We start from the raw sequence: 20,565 nt of genomic DNA, 5'->3' as shown, positions 1-20,565 counted from the left end.
ATCGCCAGAACAATCGGGCGGAAAATTCCGACCTTCCGTTTCGAAGGCGCGAAAGAGCAATGCAGCGCTTCAGGCGTATGCGAACCCTACAGAAGTTTGTCGCAGTCCATTCCTCTGTTCACAACCTCTTCAATCAGGAGCGCGCCCTACACAGTCGGGACAACTTCAAGGCCAACCGCACCGCCGCTCTCGCCGAGTGGCGCGGTCTCTTCGCCGCCTGACGCCAAGGCTGGGTAGGGAAACCGGAGACTGGTTCGCATTGGTCTGACACCACCCAGCCAACAGGTTTTGCATCTCGCGCGGCCGCCAGACGCGTGGCAGTTTTGCATTGGCCATCTCGAACTGAAGACCCAGTTTCGCGGCGTAGGCCCGCATCGGCCCGAGCCGCCGCCAGTCGCGAGAGATGATGGTTGTGCGCGACCAAGAGAAATCCGGATCCAGACGGGAGATCCGGACCAATTCGTCCACCGCTACTACCCCTTGCACCACGTCATCCCCCGGCACGTCGAGGAATTGCACACGTCCCCGTCCCACCGGGTCGTAGGTCGCCATCATCCCGCCGCCGGGGTGAAGGCCGCGCAGCTTGTCCGCCGTGATCGGGTGATGGTCGATCCCGACAGCCTGCAACGTGTCCTTGCCGCCATCGCCCGCGATTGCGCCGCCGATGGCGCTGCGTCGGTGTTGATCGGTGGTGGTCTGTTGGCCCGCGCTGCGAGTGCGGTGTCTGATGCCATCGACATGCCGGTGCTTGAACCTATGGCCGCAGGGGCGCGTCTGGTCCTGCACCGGTTTGGCAAGACCTGCAGGGTTGATGACATTTTAAGGTGAATGAAGGCGGGTTTTCCCGACCTAAGGGGTTCAGTTCACTCCGTGGCCATCATTGGCGCCTAGCAGACCGGCAATTCGGCCATCAGGAAGTGCGGCAGATCGATAGTCTCGCCGACGTCCAGCCTTTCAGCGGCCACGCCAGCAGTATCTTCGACCGAAGCCCACTTCCCCTTCTGCACCCATAGCCAGTAGCAAAGCCGCGTCTTGCTCTTTAGCGTTCCCTGCTAAAAGTTATCTTCTATTTCAATTGCTTTTCGCGTCACGCTGACGGTCAGCTCCGGTCCAGCACTTCGACTGAAAGGACGGTCGGAAGGTGGCGCGCGACCTCACTCCAGCTGTCTCCCTCATCAAGGCTGGCAAAGATCGAGCCGCTGTTGGTGCCGAAGTAGATGCCCGCAGGATCCTGACGATCGCCGCCCATAGCTTGGCGCAGGACAGTAAAGAAGCAGGCAGTCTGGGGCAGGCCGTCGCGCTTGTCGGCCCAGCTCTTGCCTCCATCAGAGGATTTCCAGACTGCTGCGGCGGCATCCGGCGGATAGCGCCCCGCGCTATCGCCGTTAAGCGGCAGCGTCCAGATCATGTTGGGGTCACGGGGATGGACGCGGATCGGGAAGCCGAAGGTCGACGGCAAACCCTGTCCGATGTCGTCCCAACTCCGCCCCCCATTGGTGGATCGCCAGACCCCGTGGTGGTTCTGCTGGTAAAGGACATCCTCTCCGCCCGGCGCGCGCATCATGTTGTGCACGCAGTGGCCGGTTTCGCCATTTCGCGGTGCGGCAGGATGATCATGGTGCGCACAGGCCTCGGCGTTCGAAAGACGATTGCGCCGTTCCCAGATTTTGCCACGGTCCTCGGAGGCAAAAACCCCTGCGGCAGAAATGCCGATCCAAAGCTTGTTGGGGTTTACCGGATCGGCGACGATGCTGTGCAAGACAAGGCCTGCAGCGCCGCCGTCCCAGCTACCTGCGGACGGGTGCTTGGTAAGGCCCTCCATCCGCTCCCATGTCAGGCCGCGGTCGTGGCTCGCAAGTAGATTGGCGGGTTTGGTGCCAGCGTAAAGCGTGCCGTGTGCGAGACCCAGTGACCAGATCTGCGAGAAATTCGTGAAGGGAAGCGCTTCGTCCTTCCAACCGATCATCTTGGCGAAATCCTGGTCATTGGCGGCCCAATTGTCCATTGTGCCTTTGGTCAGCCTGATGACAGACCATGAAGCACCGCCATCGGTTGACCGCCAGATCCCTGCGCCGTGCCAGTCGCCGCCTCCTCCGGCCCAAAGGTCGCCGGTGTCTGGGTCCCCGATCACATGGTTGATTGGCCAACCGCCACAGAAAGGCCCGGTGACCGCCCATCCGTTGCGGTCAGGCCCACCCGAGATCAGAAAAGCACCCTTGCTGGTTCCGACGAGGATCGTCACGGCTCTCGTGCGCATTTGAGCTATCTCACCCTTTTTGGACGATTTTACCATGGCCAAACCTCTCTGCATAGTTTCGACAGATTGAGCGGTGACCGAAGGGAGCAATCACGGTCGCGCGGCGGCCAGCGTGCGACCGAAAAATGCAATTATTGGACGTAAATGCGCGTTCAGTAGCGCGGCTGACAGATGGGGAGATCAGCGATAAAGCGCCACCAAAAAGCAAATACGAGCCACGACACACAAGAGGTGGAGGCTTTCGACCGGCTTCAGCCGCGCTTACAAAGCCCGACGAGGGCGGGTCAATGGGTGTTTGCGGCGCTGATGCGTATCATCGCAGGGTCAATCTGGAATGAATACTCAAGGCTTTCATCGCACAGACCAAGCCATGCACCCTGAGCACGGCAGGATAACACCGCACGTTCATTCGGGTAGGTAAAATGCATCGGGACGATGTGGTCGTTACCGGGTTGCGGTCACAAGAGCCGCTCTCCCCGATGGTCGTCTGACAGTCTCAAACAGGGAATGCGCCGCGTGAACCCCTTTTCCGCAGGGGGCTCAATTGGCAGGGCAGCAACCGGATTTTTTCAAGGGTATTTCGAATGCTGGCACAGACGCCCCCTAAAACAACCCCGCCTCTTTCGCGATCATGGCGGCCTGAGTCCGGTTGTGAGCACCGATCTTGCGGTACAGAGTCTTCATATGCAGTTTGACCGTTGGCTCTTGAATCCCAAGGTCACGCGCGATTTCTTTGTTTGCTTTGCCTTCGCACAGACCTTTCAGGACCTGCGTTTCGCGTGGAGAAAGTTTTTCGGCCAAAGCATTCAAAGGGGCGACTTCGGCGGGAGCCGTCATGAAATCTATCGGCGCGAACTGTTCCCCCATCGCCATAAAGCGAACTGCATTGACCAGTGATTTTGCTGAAAGCGTCTTGGGCAGAAAGCCAGCAGCCCCCATTTCAAGTGCCTTTTCAGCAATTTCGCGCGGCGCAGTTCCGGACATCAGGGCGATACGAGCCCCGGTTACCTCGCGCAGGGCAAGTTCCAAACCATCCAGACCATTCATCCCCGACATGCCGTAATCCAGCAGGATCAGATCAAAAGGCGCATCAGCCTTGGCAACGGCGTCAAGCGCCGAGGGCAAGTCTCGGGCAAGGGTGACGTCTATGTTTTCTTGGCGAAACCAAAGGGCAAGGGTGTCACGCAAAAGATCGTGGTCATCGGCAATCAGGACGCGCATAGCACTATACCTTTGATTTTGATCTCAGTATGGCAGTTTCCGCCGCCATAACAAGTGCAGCGCGATCCACAGGCTTTGAAAGGATGGAATCGAATCTTGCACCCTCGCGGCCAGAAATTCCGGGCAGTGCCGTGACAAGAACGACTGGCATGTGTGGTGCAACCAGATGAACCGCATCGGAAAGCTCGGCCCCCGTCATGCCGGGCATATCGAAATCCGTGATGACCAGATCCCAGGCCGTAGGGTCGCCAGCAACAGCTGCCAAAATGTCGGCGGGGTCTGTCGACGGAGCGACTTCGGCACCGGCTGCCTCCAGCAGGGCCGTCAGCACCTCAAGCAGGTCGTGATGGTCATCCGCCACCAGAATTGTGCGGCCATCAAGTCTGCCGGTCAGACCTTGAATCGGCGCGCTGACCAGTTTGGGTGTTTCAACGCGGACGGGCCACAATACGGCAAAACGCGCGCCTTCCTTTGGCACCGTATCCAACCGGACCGCGCCACCATTTGCCGTTACGACAGAGGCGACGATTGCAAGACCGAGGCCCGTCCCCTTGTTTCCCTTGGTCGACACGTAGGGTTGGAAGACCCGGGCCGCAAGCTGAGCATCCATGCCCGGTCCTGTGTCGCTGATGCTAAGGCAAACGTGTCGCTGCTTTGGATCAAGCGTGCCCACTGCAAACGGACCCATCAGGTCACTTTCGGCGGCTTCGGTCACCGTTACCGTAATCTCGCCCGGCTGGTCGCCCATGGCGTCGCGGGCATTGATCACAAGGTTCAGCACGACCTGAAGAATATCCGTGGCATCGACCAGAACCTCGATGGGACTGTCGGGTTGCGTAAGTGTTAAGCGATGCGCAGCTTTAAGACTGGCGCGCGCAAGTTCGGCCGCGTCCCGCACGGGTTGGCGCAAATCCAGTGTTTTACGGTCGGCAGGGCGGGCGCCCATCGTCAGAAGTCGCTTGACCAGATTGGCCGCCTGATTTGTGGCGGCCTCAATTCTGGCGGCCCCCGCAGCAATCATTCCATCAGGTTCAGCGGCTCTCTCGATCAGGGCTGCGCTCCCCCCAATCGTAGCAAGTAGGTTGTTGAAATCGTGTGCCAGACCAGCCGCCATCTGGCCAACTGCCTCGCGCCGCTGTGCTAAGTGCAACTCTTCGCGCAGCCGCTCTCGTTCCGCGGCCTCGTGCCGTCGCATACTGACATCCCGCGCGATGCAGAGAATGCCACCATCGTCTTTCAACGTCAGCGATATGTCCTGATCCACCCGCTGTCCGTCGCGGGTCCGTCCGGCAATCTCACCAGCCCAATGACCTTCGGCCAAGAAACGCGGCATTGCATTTGTGAGCATCCAATCGGCTTCCTCCGGGCCATAGACAATCGTCCACGGTTTGCCGATCACCTCGGCCTCGGTCGAAAATCCGAACATCGCCAGATGGGCGCGGTTCATATAGAGATAGCGGCCCTCGGCATCAGTAATGGCAATGCCGTCCTGGCTCGCCTCCATCGCTGCGGAACGGTCTGCCAGTGCCCGCTGTTCAGCCAGCTTCAGCGCGGTGATATCGACGCGCAAACCGACACGGCCGCCATCGGGAGTCGCCTTTTCAAAAACCCTCAGCCAGCTGCCGTCTGCCATTTGCTGTTCAAATTCGCTAAAGGGGGCGCGGTGGAGTTGCATGCGCTGGGCAAGCCAGGCCTCTTCTTGGCCAACCGCATCGGCATATTCGCCATGGATCAGACCCGTTTGCAGGATATCGCGATAGGTCGCGCCGGGCACAATAGCATGCGCAGTGCGCGGATAGATTTCACGGTAACGGTCGTTGCAAATGACCAGCCGGTCATCGGCGTCATAAAGAACAAACCCGTCCTGCAGGGCGCTGACAGCGGCCTCCAGGGTGGCGCGGGCGTGGCCTGCGGCGCTGGCCGAGCGCTGAAGCGCCTCTGACTGCATGCGCCTTTCCGTAATGTCCGTTTGAACGGCCATGAACCCCCGTAGGTGTCCGGAGCGATCTTGCAGGGGCTGGATATCCAGCGCCAGCCAATACTTCTGACCCCTGCGATCTTGGTTCAGGATTTCGACTTGCGCCCCTTCACCCCGATCCAAGGCGGCGCGCAGTTTCAGTACGGTTTCAGGGTCGGTCTGATCGCACTGCAAGAAACTTGCGGGATTGCGACCTTTCACCTCGTCCAGCGTCCAGCCCGTCGTTCTTTCAAAGGCGTCGTTTACCCACTCGATCCGACGCGAGGCATCTGTGACAATGACAAGATTCGTCGTACGGCGGGCGATTTCCGAAAGGCGTTCGATTTCGGCTGTCTGAGCCCTCGCAACGGTGATGTCACGCAGCACGAAAAGATATCCGCGGTTGCCCATCGCCGAGGCAGACAGTTGCCACCATCGTTCTGATTCCCCCGGCAGCGTGAAGGGAAAGCTGCGCGCTCCGGGCCTGATCCCTTTGTCAATCTCCGCGAGAACCTTTCGCCCCGCGACGGCGAGATCATGCGGCAAGACCTCTTCAAGGGTCCGCCCGGAAAAGGCCTCGCTCAGAACCTTGGGGACGATGATCGCCCCGGAATGCCATGCAATGAAGCGACCGGAACGATCAAGTTCGACAACCAGATCAGGCATGGCCGAAAGTACCGATAGCAACTGTGCGCGTTGTGCGGCTGTTTCGGCATGGGCGGCGACCAAAGCCGCCTCTGCATCACGCCGCCCCAGAATGGATACGATGACCTTGGCAACCGAACGAATCAGATGCACCTCGCCGGGCAGAAACTTGCGCGGGTGGTGGACAGCGTCATAGCCGACAAAACCTTGAAAGGTTCCGTCCTGAAACATCGGGACCGCCAATAGCGACCGGATGCCCTGTTCCAGCAGAATCGCCTTTTCCGGTGCCGCATCATTCATCGCCTGCACGTCTGAAATCAGTACTTCGCGCCCGTCTTCAAATTCCTTGCGCCAGTGGTCGATCATTTCGGCAGGGATGTTTTGTAGCATTTCTTGGGACGGTTCGATGCCACTGCTGCACCATTCATGCGTGTTGTCGATAAATTCACCACCGGCACGGAGGCGAAAGACATAGACACGGTCGGTTCGGGTAAGTGTGCCCATACGGGCAAGGGCCGTATCAATCGCAGCATCCGCCGTGGCCAAGGGTGCTCCCAGCAGACTGTCAAGGATGCTGACAACTTCGCCTTGCATGTCCGTCAAACGGCTAAAGGCGCGGTGAACGGCCTCAAGCGGCGCGTCCAACACGCCTGGCCCAATCTTGTCAATCTGGCGACCTTCAATCATGGACACCAAAAGTGCGTTGCGGCGCGCTTCACGCAGGGCAATCAGGCTTTGTGCCGCAACGGTTGCAACCCGTTCCAAAACACGCAGATCAGCGGATGAAAAGCGCCCGCCTTGCTTACAGCCCAGCAAGAGCGCACTCGCGCTTTCGTCAGGTATTTGCAAAGGTGCAAGGATGACTGACGCGAATTTGGCGAATTCACCTGGCAGTACCTTACCATGCGTTAGCTTTGACAGGCCTGTCAATCGACGTGGTCGTTCCAGAACACTTGCCTGCAATGGCAACAGCAGGCCAGCGTGATCAGGTAATGTCGTTGCAATTATACGAACCTCGGTACCCGCAGCCTGAACGAAACAGGCATCAAAGATTGCGAATTCGGTTCGCAGCACGTGCAGCATCGTCTGCATGGCCTCTGTCGCACTCGATTTGCCCGAAAGCGCTGCGAGCACTTCTGAAAGGATAAACCGCTCCCGCAATGCCGCGGCCTCGCGAAGGCGGATCGCTTCGGTTTCCGTCAAAGCAGCACGGACGGCTTCGGTTTCGAGGATCAGGCGCTGGTTTGCTTCGTAAAGCTCTCGGCTCTTGCGTTCAAGCAGGGCTTCGGCTTCGGCTCTCGCGGCTTTTTCCCGTTCGTACCGTGCCCGTGAAACCGGCTTGTCGTCCGCCTGTTCTGTCATGCCTTGTTCTTGATAAGGATCTGGAAGTCGGCCTCGGTTGCATCGTCAATTTTGCGATCTTCACGACTGATCACCGCTGTCTCGCCAAATTGGGAAACACACCCTTCGATCAGGCCGTGGCAGAAATCGGCCAAGGGGCGGGGTGAACGATAGGTCATATGCATCTGATGCGCATCAGGGCGATGGATGTCGAAATGGGGAAGATCGGCATCCGGGTAAAGCTTGCGGACTTCAACATGAATCTCATCCTCGATGGCGGCCAGCATATCAAGGCTTCCATTCCTGCCCACAAAAAAGTCGGGATAGTGACGCACAAAACTGTTCATCATCCAATGGCCAAAAAGACGCTGCAATTCGGGGGCTGGGATACCGCTGTGCTGTGAAAATCCTCGGACCAACGCCATCAATTCGTCGCAGGAATAGTTGCCCACAGCAGTGTAGGCCCCGCCGGAAGGCAAATCTGCGCTGTCAATAACGCTGTCTACGGCGGCTTCTCCGAAAGCATCTTCGGCCATGGCCAAAAGCTCGACAAATACCATCCCTTTCATGTGTCCGCCCCAAAAACGGTGCAAGAAATCATCAGGTTTCCATGTTTGGAGACGGCACCAAGTGGAACGCCCTGTTCGCCAAAAGTGAATACCCCAATCCACTGTGTCTCACCAAGCGCTTCGTTGATGCCTTCGCAAACTTCGTCCATCCGATCGCGGACAGCCAGCATGCAACCTCCGCAATAGACGACCAATGCACCGGCCATAGGAACCGACAGGTCGTCACGGGCTTGTCGGGCCACACGTCCAGCCCTTGCAACAAGACTGTCTGCAGAACCCTGCATCTGCCAAAGCTGGTCACCCAGTTCCACGTCTGCGAAAAGGTCAAGCGATCCGTCTGGGTTGGCAACCGAAGGATGGGCCAAAAGGTGAAATGGTACACTTGCTATCTGCCGGCTAACCCTTCCCAGAGGCCACAGAGTGGCTGAGGAAAGAATTGCTTCCGGCACTGTGGTCGCGACTGGAACCGCACCCTGTGTCCAGCCATGATAAACGGTCGCCGCAGGCTGGCCGTCGATTTCAAAAAGGCGGCGCCCATCTACCCGCGTGACAAACCCACTGTCGCCGGTCGGCGCGTAGCCGCTTTGATAGGCTGACGAGATGCTGGTTGAAGGAAAAAGGACTGACACGACAACACCATCGCTGTGGTTGTCCAAAGGTCCGAACTGCACCCAGCTTCCGCTGACATCATTGTCGGCTGCACTGCCCCCCACAATCGGGGTTTCATGTCCGATCACGGCACGGATGCCATCAAGAACCTGTTCTTCGCGGCCGGGCGCCACGGTGAGCCAAACCAGATCAGGGATTTCCCCCGGACGCCCTGCTGCGGCAAGCGCCGCCGCTGTGGCGCGCTGAGCACTGTCAAAGGCATCTGCGCCCAGATCGGCCGATCCGGTGCCGAAACTGCCTTCGTCATCCCAAATCGCAAAAGCACCCACCCCGGCACCACTGGCAATGTTTACGCCTTCATGCGTCATGATCCCAAGACAAGAAGATCCGCCATGCAGCGCAGCGGTCTCAAACTGCGCCATCGCCTCTGCTCGCAACTGATTGGCTGAACTGCCAACACCGAAGTGCAAAGCCAGAAAATCAGGTCTGCCATTACGCTCAACGTCAAGTCGCAGTGCGATCTCGGAAATGGCCTTAAAGGCGCTTGTTGCGCTTGATTGTACCGTCGAAATTTTCATACCTGCCCTCACACGCGGAACGATAACAGAGTGGGGGCGGTTTGATAGCGCGCAACCGGACACCCGACCTATCCAATCGGGTAGGTTGGTTGATCAGCAAAGGGCGGCAATCGGTGGTCTGTGATTGTGCGGCCGGAAGAAAAGTGGTACGACGCCTTTGGTGATCCGCGAGCGGAGCCCTTCTGACTGACCGACAGAGCGCGCACTCAGCCTGGCAACGGCTTCTTTCACGTCTTGGACACGACTTTTGTGGGCCACAAGAATGGCATCGCCGATCGCCACAACGATCATGTTCGTCAGACCAATGCCGACCAATTCAACACCCTGCGTGTCAGACCTGAGCAGACTGTCCTCGCAGCCGATGACGGTCACGTCCCCATGTGTCACCATACCACCGGCTTCTGACGTCATTTCGCGCCAGATTGCGTCCCAATCGCCTAGGTCTGACCAACCAGCGGCAAATGGGACGACGCAGAGGTTCGTCGCCTTTTCCATCACCGCAACGTCAACCGAGATGTCTTCTGCCTTGCTCCAGGATGTGGCCGACAGATGAAGCGTATCCTTGGCTTCTTTTGCATCCATGACCGCATCGATCACCGGCATCATCATGTGTTCGGCATGGGCCAAGAAGGCCGCAATCAGCGTGCGCGCTTCGGCCAAGAAGATACCGGAATTCCAAAGATATTTGCCAGAGGCAAGCATCGCCTCGGCCTGCGGTGTTTTTGGCTTTTCGACAAAGCCTTTCAGCGACAGGGGCCGTGGAAGGAAATCTTCAGGGCTTTCGCCCAGTTCCAGCCAGCCATAACCGGTCTCCGCGCGGGTCGGGCGGATGCCAAAGGTGACGATCTGGCCCTTTCGGGCCGATTGCGTGCCTGCTTCGACGGCGGCGCGGAACGCAGCAGCATCGGGAATGGCGTGATCTGACGGAGCGACCAGAACCAGCGCATTGGCGTCCATGCTGAACAAGTGGACTGCTGCGGCCAAAATTGCTGGGGCCGTATTGCGGGCGGAGGGTTCGACAATCAGGCAGGATGGAGCAATGCCGACCGCCTTGGCCTGATCTCGGGCGATGTTCAGATAGTCGTCAGCGGTCACAACAACAGGGGCGGCCCAGCCTGGCCCAGAAAGCCGCGTCAGAGCCGACTGGTAAAGCGTTTCTTCGCCCAACAGCCGGCCAAATTGCTTGGGCAGGTCTTTGCTCGACATGGGCCACAGACGGGTGCCAGAACCGCCACAAAGCAGAACAGGGGTAATCGGGGTCATCGCTGTGTTCCTTTCAAACTTTCATTTGTTACATCCTTTGTGCCACGCAATCTGGCAAAAGGGCTACTGCGCCCCCGGATGCATCGGGCGACCCTTTGCACCCTACTTTGTCCCAAACGGATAGGAATCCCGATCCAAGCGCACAGGCAATGAACGGCATAAGGGCGCGTGACGACCACAGCGTGACATTCAGTGCGAATATGGGGGTGACAGAGATCAAGTGTGAAAAGACCATGATCTGATTGGCGCAAGACGTCGGTGCCCAGCGTCCACTGGCAGCTGTTTGCACCGCAAACACCGATAGCCCAGGGCTATTTTGCGGCAGACTTGGTCTGACGGGTGCCCAAACGGGGGTTCTGGAAAAGTCTTATACCGATGGGACACCGATCAACGTCAGACTCCAGCCTTTAATGACACGAAACGCGTGTAAATATTTTGCGCGACAAGCGACGACAGTCCAAGTGCAAGCAAGGTTTGGACAATGGCCTTGGTGGTCATCAGGTGAGTCAGCTCAAAATCGGGCCAAAGTTTCGACAGTATGGCATAGCTTCCAAACTGAACCGGCACCGCCAGCGCAAACAGCACAAGACCGCGGCGGTCAGACCATGCCGCCAAAATCGTTGCCATCAGATAAGACCCGGTAAAGGCCGCAGCCGCCAGACCCGTCGCCAACAAGGCAGGTGCTGCGCCTGCAAACTCGGGCCCTGCAACGATCACCAGCAATTTGGCCGGGAAAAGATACATCACACCCAGCAGCGGCAGCACGGTTGCGCCAAACAGAAAGGCAATCGGACGCATTTCACGCAGGCCACTTTCGCCGCGCATTGATGCAGCGGTGACGGAGGGCAACAAAACTGCCGCCAGCCCGAAACAGGCGAAAAACTGAATGCGTTGAAGCAGGCCCAGCACAGCAACATAGCCGGTGTCACGCTGATCCAACAAGACCGATGCCGCCAGCACATCGCCATCCATCAGGGCAACCTGGGCCGCTTGCAATGCGGCAAATGGCAGGGCCAGCTTCAGGATAAAACGCATCTCGGCTTTATGATCTGCCGTCGGCGCGTCGCGGCTGCCATGTGCGAGGCCTAGGCGGCGAACCGGAAGCCAGCCCGCAACCAATGACAACACCAGCGCCGCGACAACGCCCGTCAGACCCCAACCTGCGACCCAGGCAAGCGCCCCACCAAGCAGTCTGACACCCATTTCAAGCTGACCAGAGGCGACAATAATTCCGGTTCTCTGCCGCCCCATGGCAATGCCCCGCCAAATGCACAAAGGCGCCGTGATTGGCACAGCCAGCAACAAGATGGCAAGGGCAGTTGCAGCCCCTTGCGGCAGACCCAAGGCTGATGTCAGCTGACCACTGATCGCCAGAGGCAGCAAAAGCAGGGCAAGAACACTCAGGCCGACGATCATGCGGCGATCCAGCACCGCCAAAGCCTTGGTCAGGACCGGGTTGTGCCCGCGCGACACCTGCTGGCTGACAGCCATCTGCAACGCGTTCAACAGCGCCAGAATGGCCAGTTTCAGCGTCAGAAGGGTGGCCAGAACCCCGAAAGTTTCAGGGCCCAACCACCGGCTGAACAGCATGTTGTAGAACAGATTTCCAGCATTCGCGATATTGTGCGACAGAAAGACAGCGACCGCCGGGCTCGCCAAAAGGGCCAAAAGGCCTGCGCCGCGCCGCGAACCGGACCCTTGGGTGATGCTGGCAACCATGTGCATCACTCTATTGCCGCAAAGGCCAACGGCAGGTCGATCGCGCGACCCCCGCGGAACAGCCGGGGGCTGCTGCTTGGCGTCGTGGCAGTTTTGGCCTGTTGGCTGGCTTTAAGCCCAAGCCGATATTCGCCAATTAGGCCCAACATGCGGATCGCCGCCTTGATAACCGCCCGACCCGAGACTTTGGAGCCTGGAATTTCGTCCCACTGTGGCAGGGGGAATTCGTAAAAGCCGTTCTCGGCAGGGTGAGCGGCACGGCGGACACGCGCGAACAGTTCAACGTCAAACAGCCAACCGGCAGTGAATGGGGTCGCGACGGCCTCGCGTAGCGCATCATTGGCGCGCAACAACTTGGCGCCGCACTGGGTATCGGAAATCGCCAGAGACAGGGCCATGCGGGCCATCGTTGCACAGGTGCGGGAAATAACCTTGCGCATGAATGTGCGGCGGATGCGGTGTCCCAGCATCTGACGGCGCGAACCGAACATGACTGCGATTTCCGGATGACGTTTGGCGACGCGGGCAAAGTCTTCGACAGCGTCCAGTGGGGTTGCCAGATCGGCATCCCAATAGGCCACAAGAGGGGCATCCATTGCCAGTGCATGCAATAAGCCCTGGCGCACCGCTTCGGCCTTTCCACTGTTGACCGACAGATCGACGACGGTGATCTGACGCGGTAGAACGTGGGTCATCGACACCAGCAGTGATAGGGTCGTGTCGGTGCTTCCATCGTTCACAAGAATAAGATGAACAGCCGGATGACCGTGCAAAAAATTCAGGATTGTTTCTGAATCAAGGCGCAGGGCCTCGTTGTAGCAGGGCATGACCAAGGCGACCTCGATGCCTGACTTTGGCGCAGCGGAAGATGCCGGGCCGGGTATAATCATGTTGATCAGGTTTGTGGAATGCATGGTCATTGGCAGGGCCTCTTTCTGTTAACCCTGTTTTCCCTAACCACCCCCTTCAAAGCTAATCCGCGTCGGCATCTAACAGCGCCAAAATCGGATAGCGGCCGGCCGACAATCGTTCACAATTTGCCCCAAAATGGGTGCCCTTATACCCGACAGGATAGGGCCGTATCCTGATTTACCATTGCTCGCGCCGGGCCTGCTGACAGGAACAGGTCATGACCTTTCGCGCACCGGCCCATGTGACGCGGCAGTGTCACACAGCGATCGCCATGCGCGTTCATCTGATCGAGCAAAAGATGTGGGTGCGGATCAGCAGCGCATTTTGCCAGCCGAAAGCCGTGCGATCTTTTCCACATGAAAGGCGGCCACCTGAGCCAGTGGCATGCCCATGGCCGCATCGCGATTGGCCCGCGCCAGATGTTCGGCTTCGGGCGATGACAGGGCAAGGTCGATCGCTGAGGCCATCCCCGCAGCGTCACCGGGTTCATAGTTGTAGCCGTTCAGGCCTTCGTCGCGGCAGAGATCCACAAAGTCGCCAATATGGGGGAACACCGGCACCGCCCCATAAGAGGCCGTCTGATGCAAGACCCCGGACGAGCCGGTGGTGGAATCATAGTCGAAAACGCTGACACGGGCCGATTCGAAAAAGGTGGCGATATCGTCTTCGGCCACATAGCCGCGAAAAATCAGGCCCGGCTGGGCACTGTGGGTGGCTGCAACACCCGCCATATACCCGGCCATGTTCGGGTGATCGGTGCCACCGATGACTAGTTCAAGGTCTTGGTGCCGCGGATCAAGCCGCAACTGCTGAAAGGCGGCGATCAGCGTTTCCAGCCGTTTGTAGGTTCCAAACTTGCCCATGGTCACAATCCGCTTTGGGCGGCTGGCCAAGGCAAGCCATGGGCGGGGTGTGGAATCAAAGGTGCCATGCGGAACAAGGCTGATGTCGCGCTTTGGTTGCGCTGCCACCAGCAGATCACGATAGCTGGCCAACGTGGTGGTCAGATAGCTGGCCCTGCACATCGCGGCCGTCACGATCCGGCCCCCGCCTCGCACGATGCCTTGCCGAAGCCTTTGCCCTTTGAGGATCGTCGTATCCAGATCGATTCCGGCAATGATGTTATGCGCGATGACCCCGCTTGGGCATCCGATCAGCCGTGACACCATAGGGGACAGCAGACCCAAGGCTGCCGTTGCCTCGCGGTCGCCAAAGGTCGCGGTCTGCAGGTTAAAGATCACGCCATCCGGCTTCTCTTTTCGCAGCGCCGCCAATAGCGCGGGCAGCGTCGCCAGACTGTTGAAACGCCAGACCCGCTCCACCCGCAGTTTTGGCCCCAGATCCAGTTCATCCAGCGCCAAGGGAAGCTTGTCTGCAAGAATGACCACCTCGGCCACTTGCGGATGGGCGGCCAGTTCGCGGGCAAGGTGCAGACCGTATTCGTTCAACGACAGCATTCCGGGCGGAAAGGCGCTGACCAAAGCAATTTTCAGGCTGGAACGTTCATTCATCCAAAGACTCCGACAGATACTTGGCAAAAAAGCTGCGCGAAACGGCTCCGATGGGCTTTTCGCGGCCATCAGAATCATAAAGACCAAAATGCGATTGCAGCTTTCGCACCCAGGGTGAGGCGCCCACCGCAACGGCATCGGGGTTCGGGAAATCATGCAGGGTCCAGATCAGCAGCCCGTCGGCCTTGGCCAAAGCGTTCAGCCGTGCGCCAACCTTTTCGGCCTGGTCCGCTTCTGATGATGGCAGGCCAGCCAACAAGGTCCAGGAACTGGTTCCGATTTCGGTGATCATCACCGGACGCCCCTCCGCTTTGGCCATTGTGGTGGCCAACCTTTCTGCCGCGCCGTCGATGGGCGCATAATCATGATAGCTGACAACATCCAGCCAACCCTGAACCTGTTCTGGTAGATCGACGGAAGGCCCGGCTGCGGAAAACCCGATTGTCAGCGGCAGATCGGGCGCGATTTGCCGCGTCGTTGCCGCCATTGTCGCAAGCCATGCCTGCACAAGACCCTGACCATGGGTTTCATAGTCCAGATCGGGCTCGTTTTTCAGATCAACCAGAACAACAGCCGGTGACGCCGCAAGAACAGGGATCACTTCCCGCAGCATCGCATCGTCATGCGCCCACAGATGCTGGGCATAATCGCCTTTCAGATCGAACAGGGTTGGCATCACTTTCAGGCCCCGTTCGTGCGCCAGAGACAGGAGCGCCTCTAGTCGCAAAAGGTTTGTCGGCTGCGCTTCCGGGTCCAGAAAATCACTGCGCGGCAAAAAGATGCGGATCGTGTTGGCACCCAGGTCGTGCACCAGATCAAGATCGGCTGAAATGATTGCCGCATCGTAGCTTGGCCAGAACTGGCGCCAGGGCGTTGCGGCGGGATAATAATTGAGCCCCGCAAGGCGCGGTAGATCAACGCTGGGCCGCGCGGGTGATGGCTGGGCCTGCGTCGGGGCAAGGAAGGTACTGCCCTGCATTTCATGGGCAAAGACGTGCCAGCCGGTCGATTCGTTCATCAAAATCGTCAGGGTGTCATCAAGGCTAAGGCGCAGGTCAGTCAGATTGCGCGCTGCATCAAGGCCAAGGCGCGCAGTCAGGCGACGGTCTTCCAGCACCAGAACCGAGCCGTCCATATGGTGAAACACCGGTCTTGGGTTGTGATGCAGCACGGCCATCGCCACCGAAGACCCTTGGGCTTGTTGTGGCTTGTTCATCAGTGCCGTCAGGCTTGCGTGTTTCGTGCGCATCAGGGCTGGGCCGCTAAAGCGGTCAGGCAGATACTGCGGGTCTCCGGTGGAAAGCGCCGCGGCATACAGCGCCCAAGCCTCGGCCACGGCCTTGCCTATTTCGTATTCATCCTGTGGAGTTACAGGCCGGTCAAGATCGCTGTTTTGCCGCCAGACGACGATATCGGGGCTTTGCGAAAAGCCTGACAAAGCCTGATCAAAATAGCGAAACGTCGTGGTTCGCTCCATGGCCGCAGCAAACCCAAGCGCCGACAGAAACACTGCCCCACCAAGAAAGGAGAGGAAGACAAGACTGATGAACAGGTGCGACTGGCGAAACCGCAGCATCAAGGTTGCCCCGCTTTGGCTGGTGAAAAGGACTGTTCGGCCCTGCCCAAAGGTGAATCGATGGCCACCGAAATCAGTACGCCGGCTTTTGGCAAAAGCCAGTCAATCACGATCCGGCCATCCTGAACCCAAGCCTCATGTGTCAGCGTTATTCCGTTGCCAAGTGTCGCGACCGCCAAGATCGGCGCGCCGTCGTTCAGGTAATGCCCGGCGTTGGTCATGAACGGCCCGATGGTCATTCTGGCCAGACCCAGATCAGGCACCGCCGTCAGATCGATCGCCAAGGGGGCCGAAGCTCGGATCGGGCGGATAGCATAGGGCAACGGCACGGACACGCGGTTGCCGACCAGCACGGTGTACTGGCCTGACAAGGCTACCTCTTCGCCCAGATCACGGGCCAGCATCCGTGCCGTCCCGGCACCACCCAGGGCCTGCCCCGGCAAAAGCGTGATCGATCCATCCGCCGCTGTCAGCATGAAACTGGCCGACGTGCCGCCCAGAACAAGGTTGCCATATTGGTCGGTCAAAGGCTGCGTTCCAAAGTCGTGAAAGGCCTCTACCAAGGCCAGGCCATTGTCGGACGCAAGCATTGGAACAACAGACAGCAAATGTGGGATCACGTCATATTCGGCCCGGTTGCTCTGCACAAACTCTGTTGCAGCCCCCGAGTGGTAATGCCCGGCGCGGGTGCTCTCCACGAGCTGAACTGCAAGACCGTTCTTGCTGGTTACGGGGAACGGCCGTTCATCCAGCGTGATGGTGACCTTTGTCCCGTCTTGGGCCAGATTTCCGTGTCGGTCCAAAATCAGGGCTGCGGCCTGACCGATATCCTGACCCGCGACCAAGGACTTTTGCCCGACAAAAAGCACGATATCATGCGGCATTTCGGGTGCCACAATGCTGCCCACCCCGGATGGCGCAAGTCGAATACCAGCCCAGGTTGCCCGGTCTGTGTCTGCAGAGTCTGCCAATCCCCAGGCATCGCCCACAAGGTCTTGCGCCAGAACCGGGGCCAACAGACCCAGATAGAAAACAAAGGCTATGATTGGCTGCATCTCAGAACTCCGGATCAAAGGTCATGGATGAAATGTCCAGCCTGATGAACTGATAGCCCCCAAGCCCATTCAACGCGATTGCACCCGCCGGGGCAGCGGCCAACGCGGCAAGCTTATCGGCACCAAAGGCCGCAAGGCCCGACCCGTTGACTTCATGCTTTGCCGGATCAACATCGGAAATCACCTCGATTGTTGCGCTGGGCGGCAGGTGAAAGTGAAAGGGGCTGGATTGTCCGGGCTGAATGTTGGTGGAAACAAAGGCCGCCTCGACCCAGACTGGCTTGCCCGTGCCCTCAAAAACCGATGCCAGCAGCCGGGTAATGCTCGCAATCTCGGTGCCTGTGTTCACCGCTGTTCCGCGAATTTCCAGCCCGCCGCCTTCAGTCTGACCAAAGGTGACTCCGTTCAAAGCAATGCCGCGATACAGGTTTTGTGCCACGACCAGCGCGCGAGCTGAAACCTGCGCTTCGTCCGGGGTTTCCGACAGGATTGGCGGGATGAAAAGCTTTGGATCGAACGAGCCTGCAACATCGGCATCATCCAAGGCCAGGATCCCTTCAAACGCGATCCGAAAAGCACCCATTTCGCCAGGCAAAAGGCGATGGGTGGCCAGGGTGCCGCCCGTTGTGGTGGCCAGCGGCTTGCCACCCGGCGAAAGCAACTGGCTTGTCACTGTGATATGGGCTGGGTCGGCATCGTTGACAAAAACACTGCCCACAACCGAATAGCGCCCCGCATGCCGCACCAACCGGGCCGGACCCAGCAAAATCTGCGGGCGGTCCAGCCGGTCGCGGTGCAAATCCGATTCAAAGCGTGGCTGTCGGCGGCCTGTGACATTCCAGGCAACTGTGTCTTGTCGGCTGATGCGCACCGGTGTCTGCACTGGCCGCAGGGACACGGGCACGACATACCACAGCCCGTTTCGGCGCACCGTGCGCAGGGTCAGATCTTCCTTTTGAACATCCAGCGAGGAAAACCAGTCCAGACTGACCTGCCAGTCGATCACATCTGCTGAAACGGCGGTCGGTTGAGCCGAGAAATCCACCAGCTTGCCATAAGATGCAATAAGCCCGCCGCGCCAGTTCCAGGGAAACCGCGCCTCTTCAAATGTGCCGCGGCTTTCCGGGTCCAGTTTTTTGTAGGCATCGGTAAAGCGGCGGAAATCAAGGTCGTTGAAGTATTCACGCAGTACGTCTTCGGCCGATGCCGGTTTATTCAAAATGCGGTAGCCCTGGATCAGACCTGCGCCAACGGCAATCACGCACAGCATGCCAAGCGCAAAGACCACCTGCCGCGCCCGCTTTGGGTTGGCAAAACGGTCGTCTGGCAGAAAGGCAGATCTTGGGATCGGCCGGTCGGTTGCATGCGCTTTGCCAAAGCCCCGGCGACCTATGGCGGCCACCAGAACCAGCGCGGCAAGGATCAGGGCAAAGGGCGGCAAAAGGCCCCACATCAAGCGGTGGCTTTGCGGAATCTCACGGCGTGGTTGCAAAAGCGGCAGCGGTTTGACATCAGGCCGTTCCCAGATCACGATGCCATTTTGCAACCGGTTCAACTGGTTCCAGCCAGTAAAGGTTAAAAGCGGATCATAGAATGCATCGTTGGAAAAAATGTATTTCAGGTGATAGCGGTCTGCGTTGATCAGGAACTGTTGCAAGGAACCCAGACCCGGAACACCCATGTACTTGGCGTTTTCCAACCGTTCGACGGAATAGCGGGTCAGGTCTGGCAAGCGTCGGGCCGAATGGTAATTGCCATCGACCGATTGTGCAGATGTCAAAGCCGACAGATAGGCGAACTGATCACCAAACCCCAGCGTCAGATAGCGCCAGCGATCGTGATTGTCTTGCTCTAGAAACGCCACGATGGGGGCCGGATCGACAAAAGCCGGTTGCATCGGGCGGATGGTCGGCAAGACGGCAGTGAAAACAGCACCCAGCACATACAATCCGAAAAGCCCGGCCACAGTGGCATAGCGCGCAACCATTCCAAAGACCGAAAGGATCATTTGGCCCGAGCGGCCATGCATCAAGCCATCCACCATCAACCCGACAAAGGGCAGGATCAGGATCGTGGCCCAATAGGTAAAGCGGTCCAGCGTCAGAATATCAAAAGCACCGCGCAGCAGCATCTTTGGAAACGGCGTTGTGCCCCCGGTGCCAAGGACAAAACACAGCATTACTGAACCGGCCAAGGGCCAAAGCCGGCTGGTCATGCCTTTATACAGGGCATAGGGCAAAGCGATCAGGCTTGCCCCCCACGGAATGACAAAAAAGATCAGGCCCAGATCAGGCCGGTCAAGAAAGCTTTCCCTGCTGCCATGTGGGATCGACACTTGCGTGATCGGGTCTGAAACTGACCAAAGCCAATGCGGCAGAATGGTCAGAACTATCCCCCCAACAAGTGCCACAGCCAACAATAGCCCCCTGGCGACAGGCCAGAAGAACGGTGTAAATCCGTGAAAAATCCGAAGCATCCGGCTATAGGGCGCACCGTCGCGCTTTTCCCGCGCCAGTTCGGCGGCCGTGCGCAAGGCAAGCAGCCCCAGCGGGATGATGAACAGGATTGCACCAAACAACGTTGTCACATGATGCGCGGCCGTGGTTGCGGCGCCAAAGACAACCGCCGCAAAAAAGTTGCGCCAATGTCCCGCGACGATCCACCGATAGACCCAAGGTAGGCCATTCAGAAACACACCCAGCGAAAAGATGGTGGGCAGTTGCCCAAAAAGATGCACCGCCTCGGCCACTGAAGACGACAGAACCAAGGCAATTGCAGCATAGCCTGCCGCTCTTGGCGGCACCCACATCAACGCAAATCGGTAGGTTCCTAGCGTCAGAAGCAAAATGCCGGTCAGCATGGTCAGAACAAAGGCCGCGCGCAAAGGCATCAGTTTCGACAGCGCACCGATCAACATATGCGTGCCCGGCGGGTAGGATGTCGTTGCAAAACCGGTGTACCAGCGCGGCTCCCATGGGTCGAACCAACTACGGGCGTAGTGTTCGCCAAAGAACATGTGAATGAACGCATCATAGGTGTTGCCATGGGTAAACGGCAGCAACGCGCCGTGCGTCATCACCGCCATCCCGATCGCCAGACACAGCAAAAAGATACCACTCAGGCTTTCGTCAGCCCGTGGAATACCCTTTATGGCATTTTGTCCTTCAGCCTGCACGCCCTCAGCGCCTTATCTTGTTGGATGCCTGGCTCTGCGGCCCTCATGGCCGAGATCAGCCTTACGGGCCTGCAGGGCATCTTTGTTTTTTGTACCATCTAACACTGCGGCACGCTCTCTGGATAGGAACTTGCTGTCTCAGGTGGACAAATTGTCCGGGCTCCTTTCGTTCGATTA

The 20,565-nt window shown here is 58.6% G+C and carries 14 protein-coding genes; 1 reads left to right on the top strand and 13 read right to left on the bottom strand.

Features of this window, described 5'->3' with window-relative positions; all coding sequences use genetic code 11:
- Positions 1-221 (top strand): DDE-type integrase/transposase/recombinase (locus tag Q8K08_RS01780; RefSeq protein ID WP_370870479.1); only part of this gene is annotated, 221 nt, incomplete at its 5' end.
- On the opposite strand, the gene Q8K08_RS01775 is transcribed toward Q8K08_RS01780, so the two are convergent.
- From Q8K08_RS01775 to Q8K08_RS01715, 13 genes are all read right to left on the bottom strand, one after another.
- Positions 166-786, bottom strand: coding sequence for a hypothetical protein (locus tag Q8K08_RS01775; protein ID WP_305249012.1), 621 nt, complete (start codon positions 784-786; stop codon positions 166-168). The two genes, Q8K08_RS01780 and Q8K08_RS01775, sit on opposite strands and share 56 nt — an antisense overlap.
- Positions 787-1,099: 313 nt before the next feature.
- Positions 1,100-2,257, bottom strand: coding sequence for a sialidase family protein (locus Q8K08_RS01770; protein ID WP_305249010.1), 1,158 nt, complete (start codon positions 2,255-2,257; stop codon positions 1,100-1,102).
- A 603-nt stretch (positions 2,258-2,860) separates the two neighbouring features.
- Positions 2,861-3,478, bottom strand: a complete 618-nt coding sequence (locus Q8K08_RS01765; protein ID WP_304797665.1) for a response regulator transcription factor — start codon at positions 3,476-3,478, stop codon at positions 2,861-2,863.
- Positions 3,479-3,482: 4 nt separating this feature from the next.
- Positions 3,483-7,442: a PAS domain S-box protein gene (locus Q8K08_RS01760; RefSeq protein ID WP_305249009.1), complete on the bottom strand. Its 3,960-nt coding sequence runs from the start codon at positions 7,440-7,442 to the stop codon at positions 3,483-3,485.
- The gene (locus tag Q8K08_RS01755; protein WP_304798873.1) at positions 7,439-7,981 is read right to left on the bottom strand and encodes a heme NO-binding domain-containing protein; all 543 of its coding nucleotides are present in this window, start codon (positions 7,979-7,981) and stop codon (positions 7,439-7,441) included. The genes Q8K08_RS01760 and Q8K08_RS01755 overlap by 4 nt, the downstream gene beginning before the upstream one ends.
- A 5-nt stretch (positions 7,982-7,986) precedes the next feature.
- Complete coding sequence (locus Q8K08_RS01750; RefSeq protein WP_305249008.1) at positions 7,987-9,177, bottom strand: FIST signal transduction protein; 1,191 nt, start codon at positions 9,175-9,177, stop codon at positions 7,987-7,989.
- A gap of 93 nt (positions 9,178-9,270) precedes the next feature.
- On the bottom strand, positions 9,271-10,440 hold the full coding sequence (locus Q8K08_RS01745) for a mannose-1-phosphate guanylyltransferase (protein ID WP_305249007.1): 1,170 nt from the start codon (positions 10,438-10,440) through the stop codon (positions 9,271-9,273).
- A 393-nt stretch (positions 10,441-10,833) separates the two neighbouring features.
- Complete coding sequence (locus Q8K08_RS01740; protein ID WP_305249006.1) at positions 10,834-12,159, bottom strand: hypothetical protein; 1,326 nt, start codon at positions 12,157-12,159, stop codon at positions 10,834-10,836.
- Between the two features lie 5 nt (positions 12,160-12,164).
- Positions 12,165-13,079 carry a glycosyltransferase gene (locus Q8K08_RS01735; RefSeq protein WP_304802751.1) on the bottom strand — a complete coding sequence of 305 codons (915 nt, stop codon included), beginning with the start codon at positions 13,077-13,079 and terminating at the stop codon, positions 12,165-12,167.
- Between the two features lie 303 nt (positions 13,080-13,382).
- On the bottom strand, positions 13,383-14,582 hold the full coding sequence (locus tag Q8K08_RS01730) for a glycosyltransferase (RefSeq protein WP_304802753.1): 1,200 nt from the start codon (positions 14,580-14,582) through the stop codon (positions 13,383-13,385).
- Complete coding sequence (locus Q8K08_RS01725) at positions 14,575-16,158, bottom strand: cellulase family glycosylhydrolase (RefSeq protein ID WP_305249005.1); 1,584 nt, start codon at positions 16,156-16,158, stop codon at positions 14,575-14,577. Before Q8K08_RS01725 ends, Q8K08_RS01730 begins: the two co-directional genes overlap by 8 nt.
- A complete protein-coding gene (locus Q8K08_RS01720; protein ID WP_305249004.1) occupies positions 16,158-17,213 on the bottom strand; it encodes a hypothetical protein in 1,056 nt (351 codons plus the stop codon). Before Q8K08_RS01720 ends, Q8K08_RS01725 begins: the two co-directional genes overlap by 1 nt.
- A 1-nt stretch (position 17,214) precedes the next feature.
- Entirely contained in the window at positions 17,215-20,388 is a 3,174-nt protein-coding gene (locus Q8K08_RS01715) for a hypothetical protein (protein WP_305249003.1), read from the bottom strand.
- Positions 20,389-20,565 lie beyond the last annotated feature (177 nt).

Origin of the sequence: Pseudotabrizicola sp. (genome assembly GCF_030684215.1) — a bacterium.
Taxonomy (GTDB): domain Bacteria; phylum Pseudomonadota; class Alphaproteobacteria; order Rhodobacterales; family Rhodobacteraceae; genus Pseudotabrizicola.
This window is presented reverse-complemented; position numbering and strand designations above follow the sequence as displayed.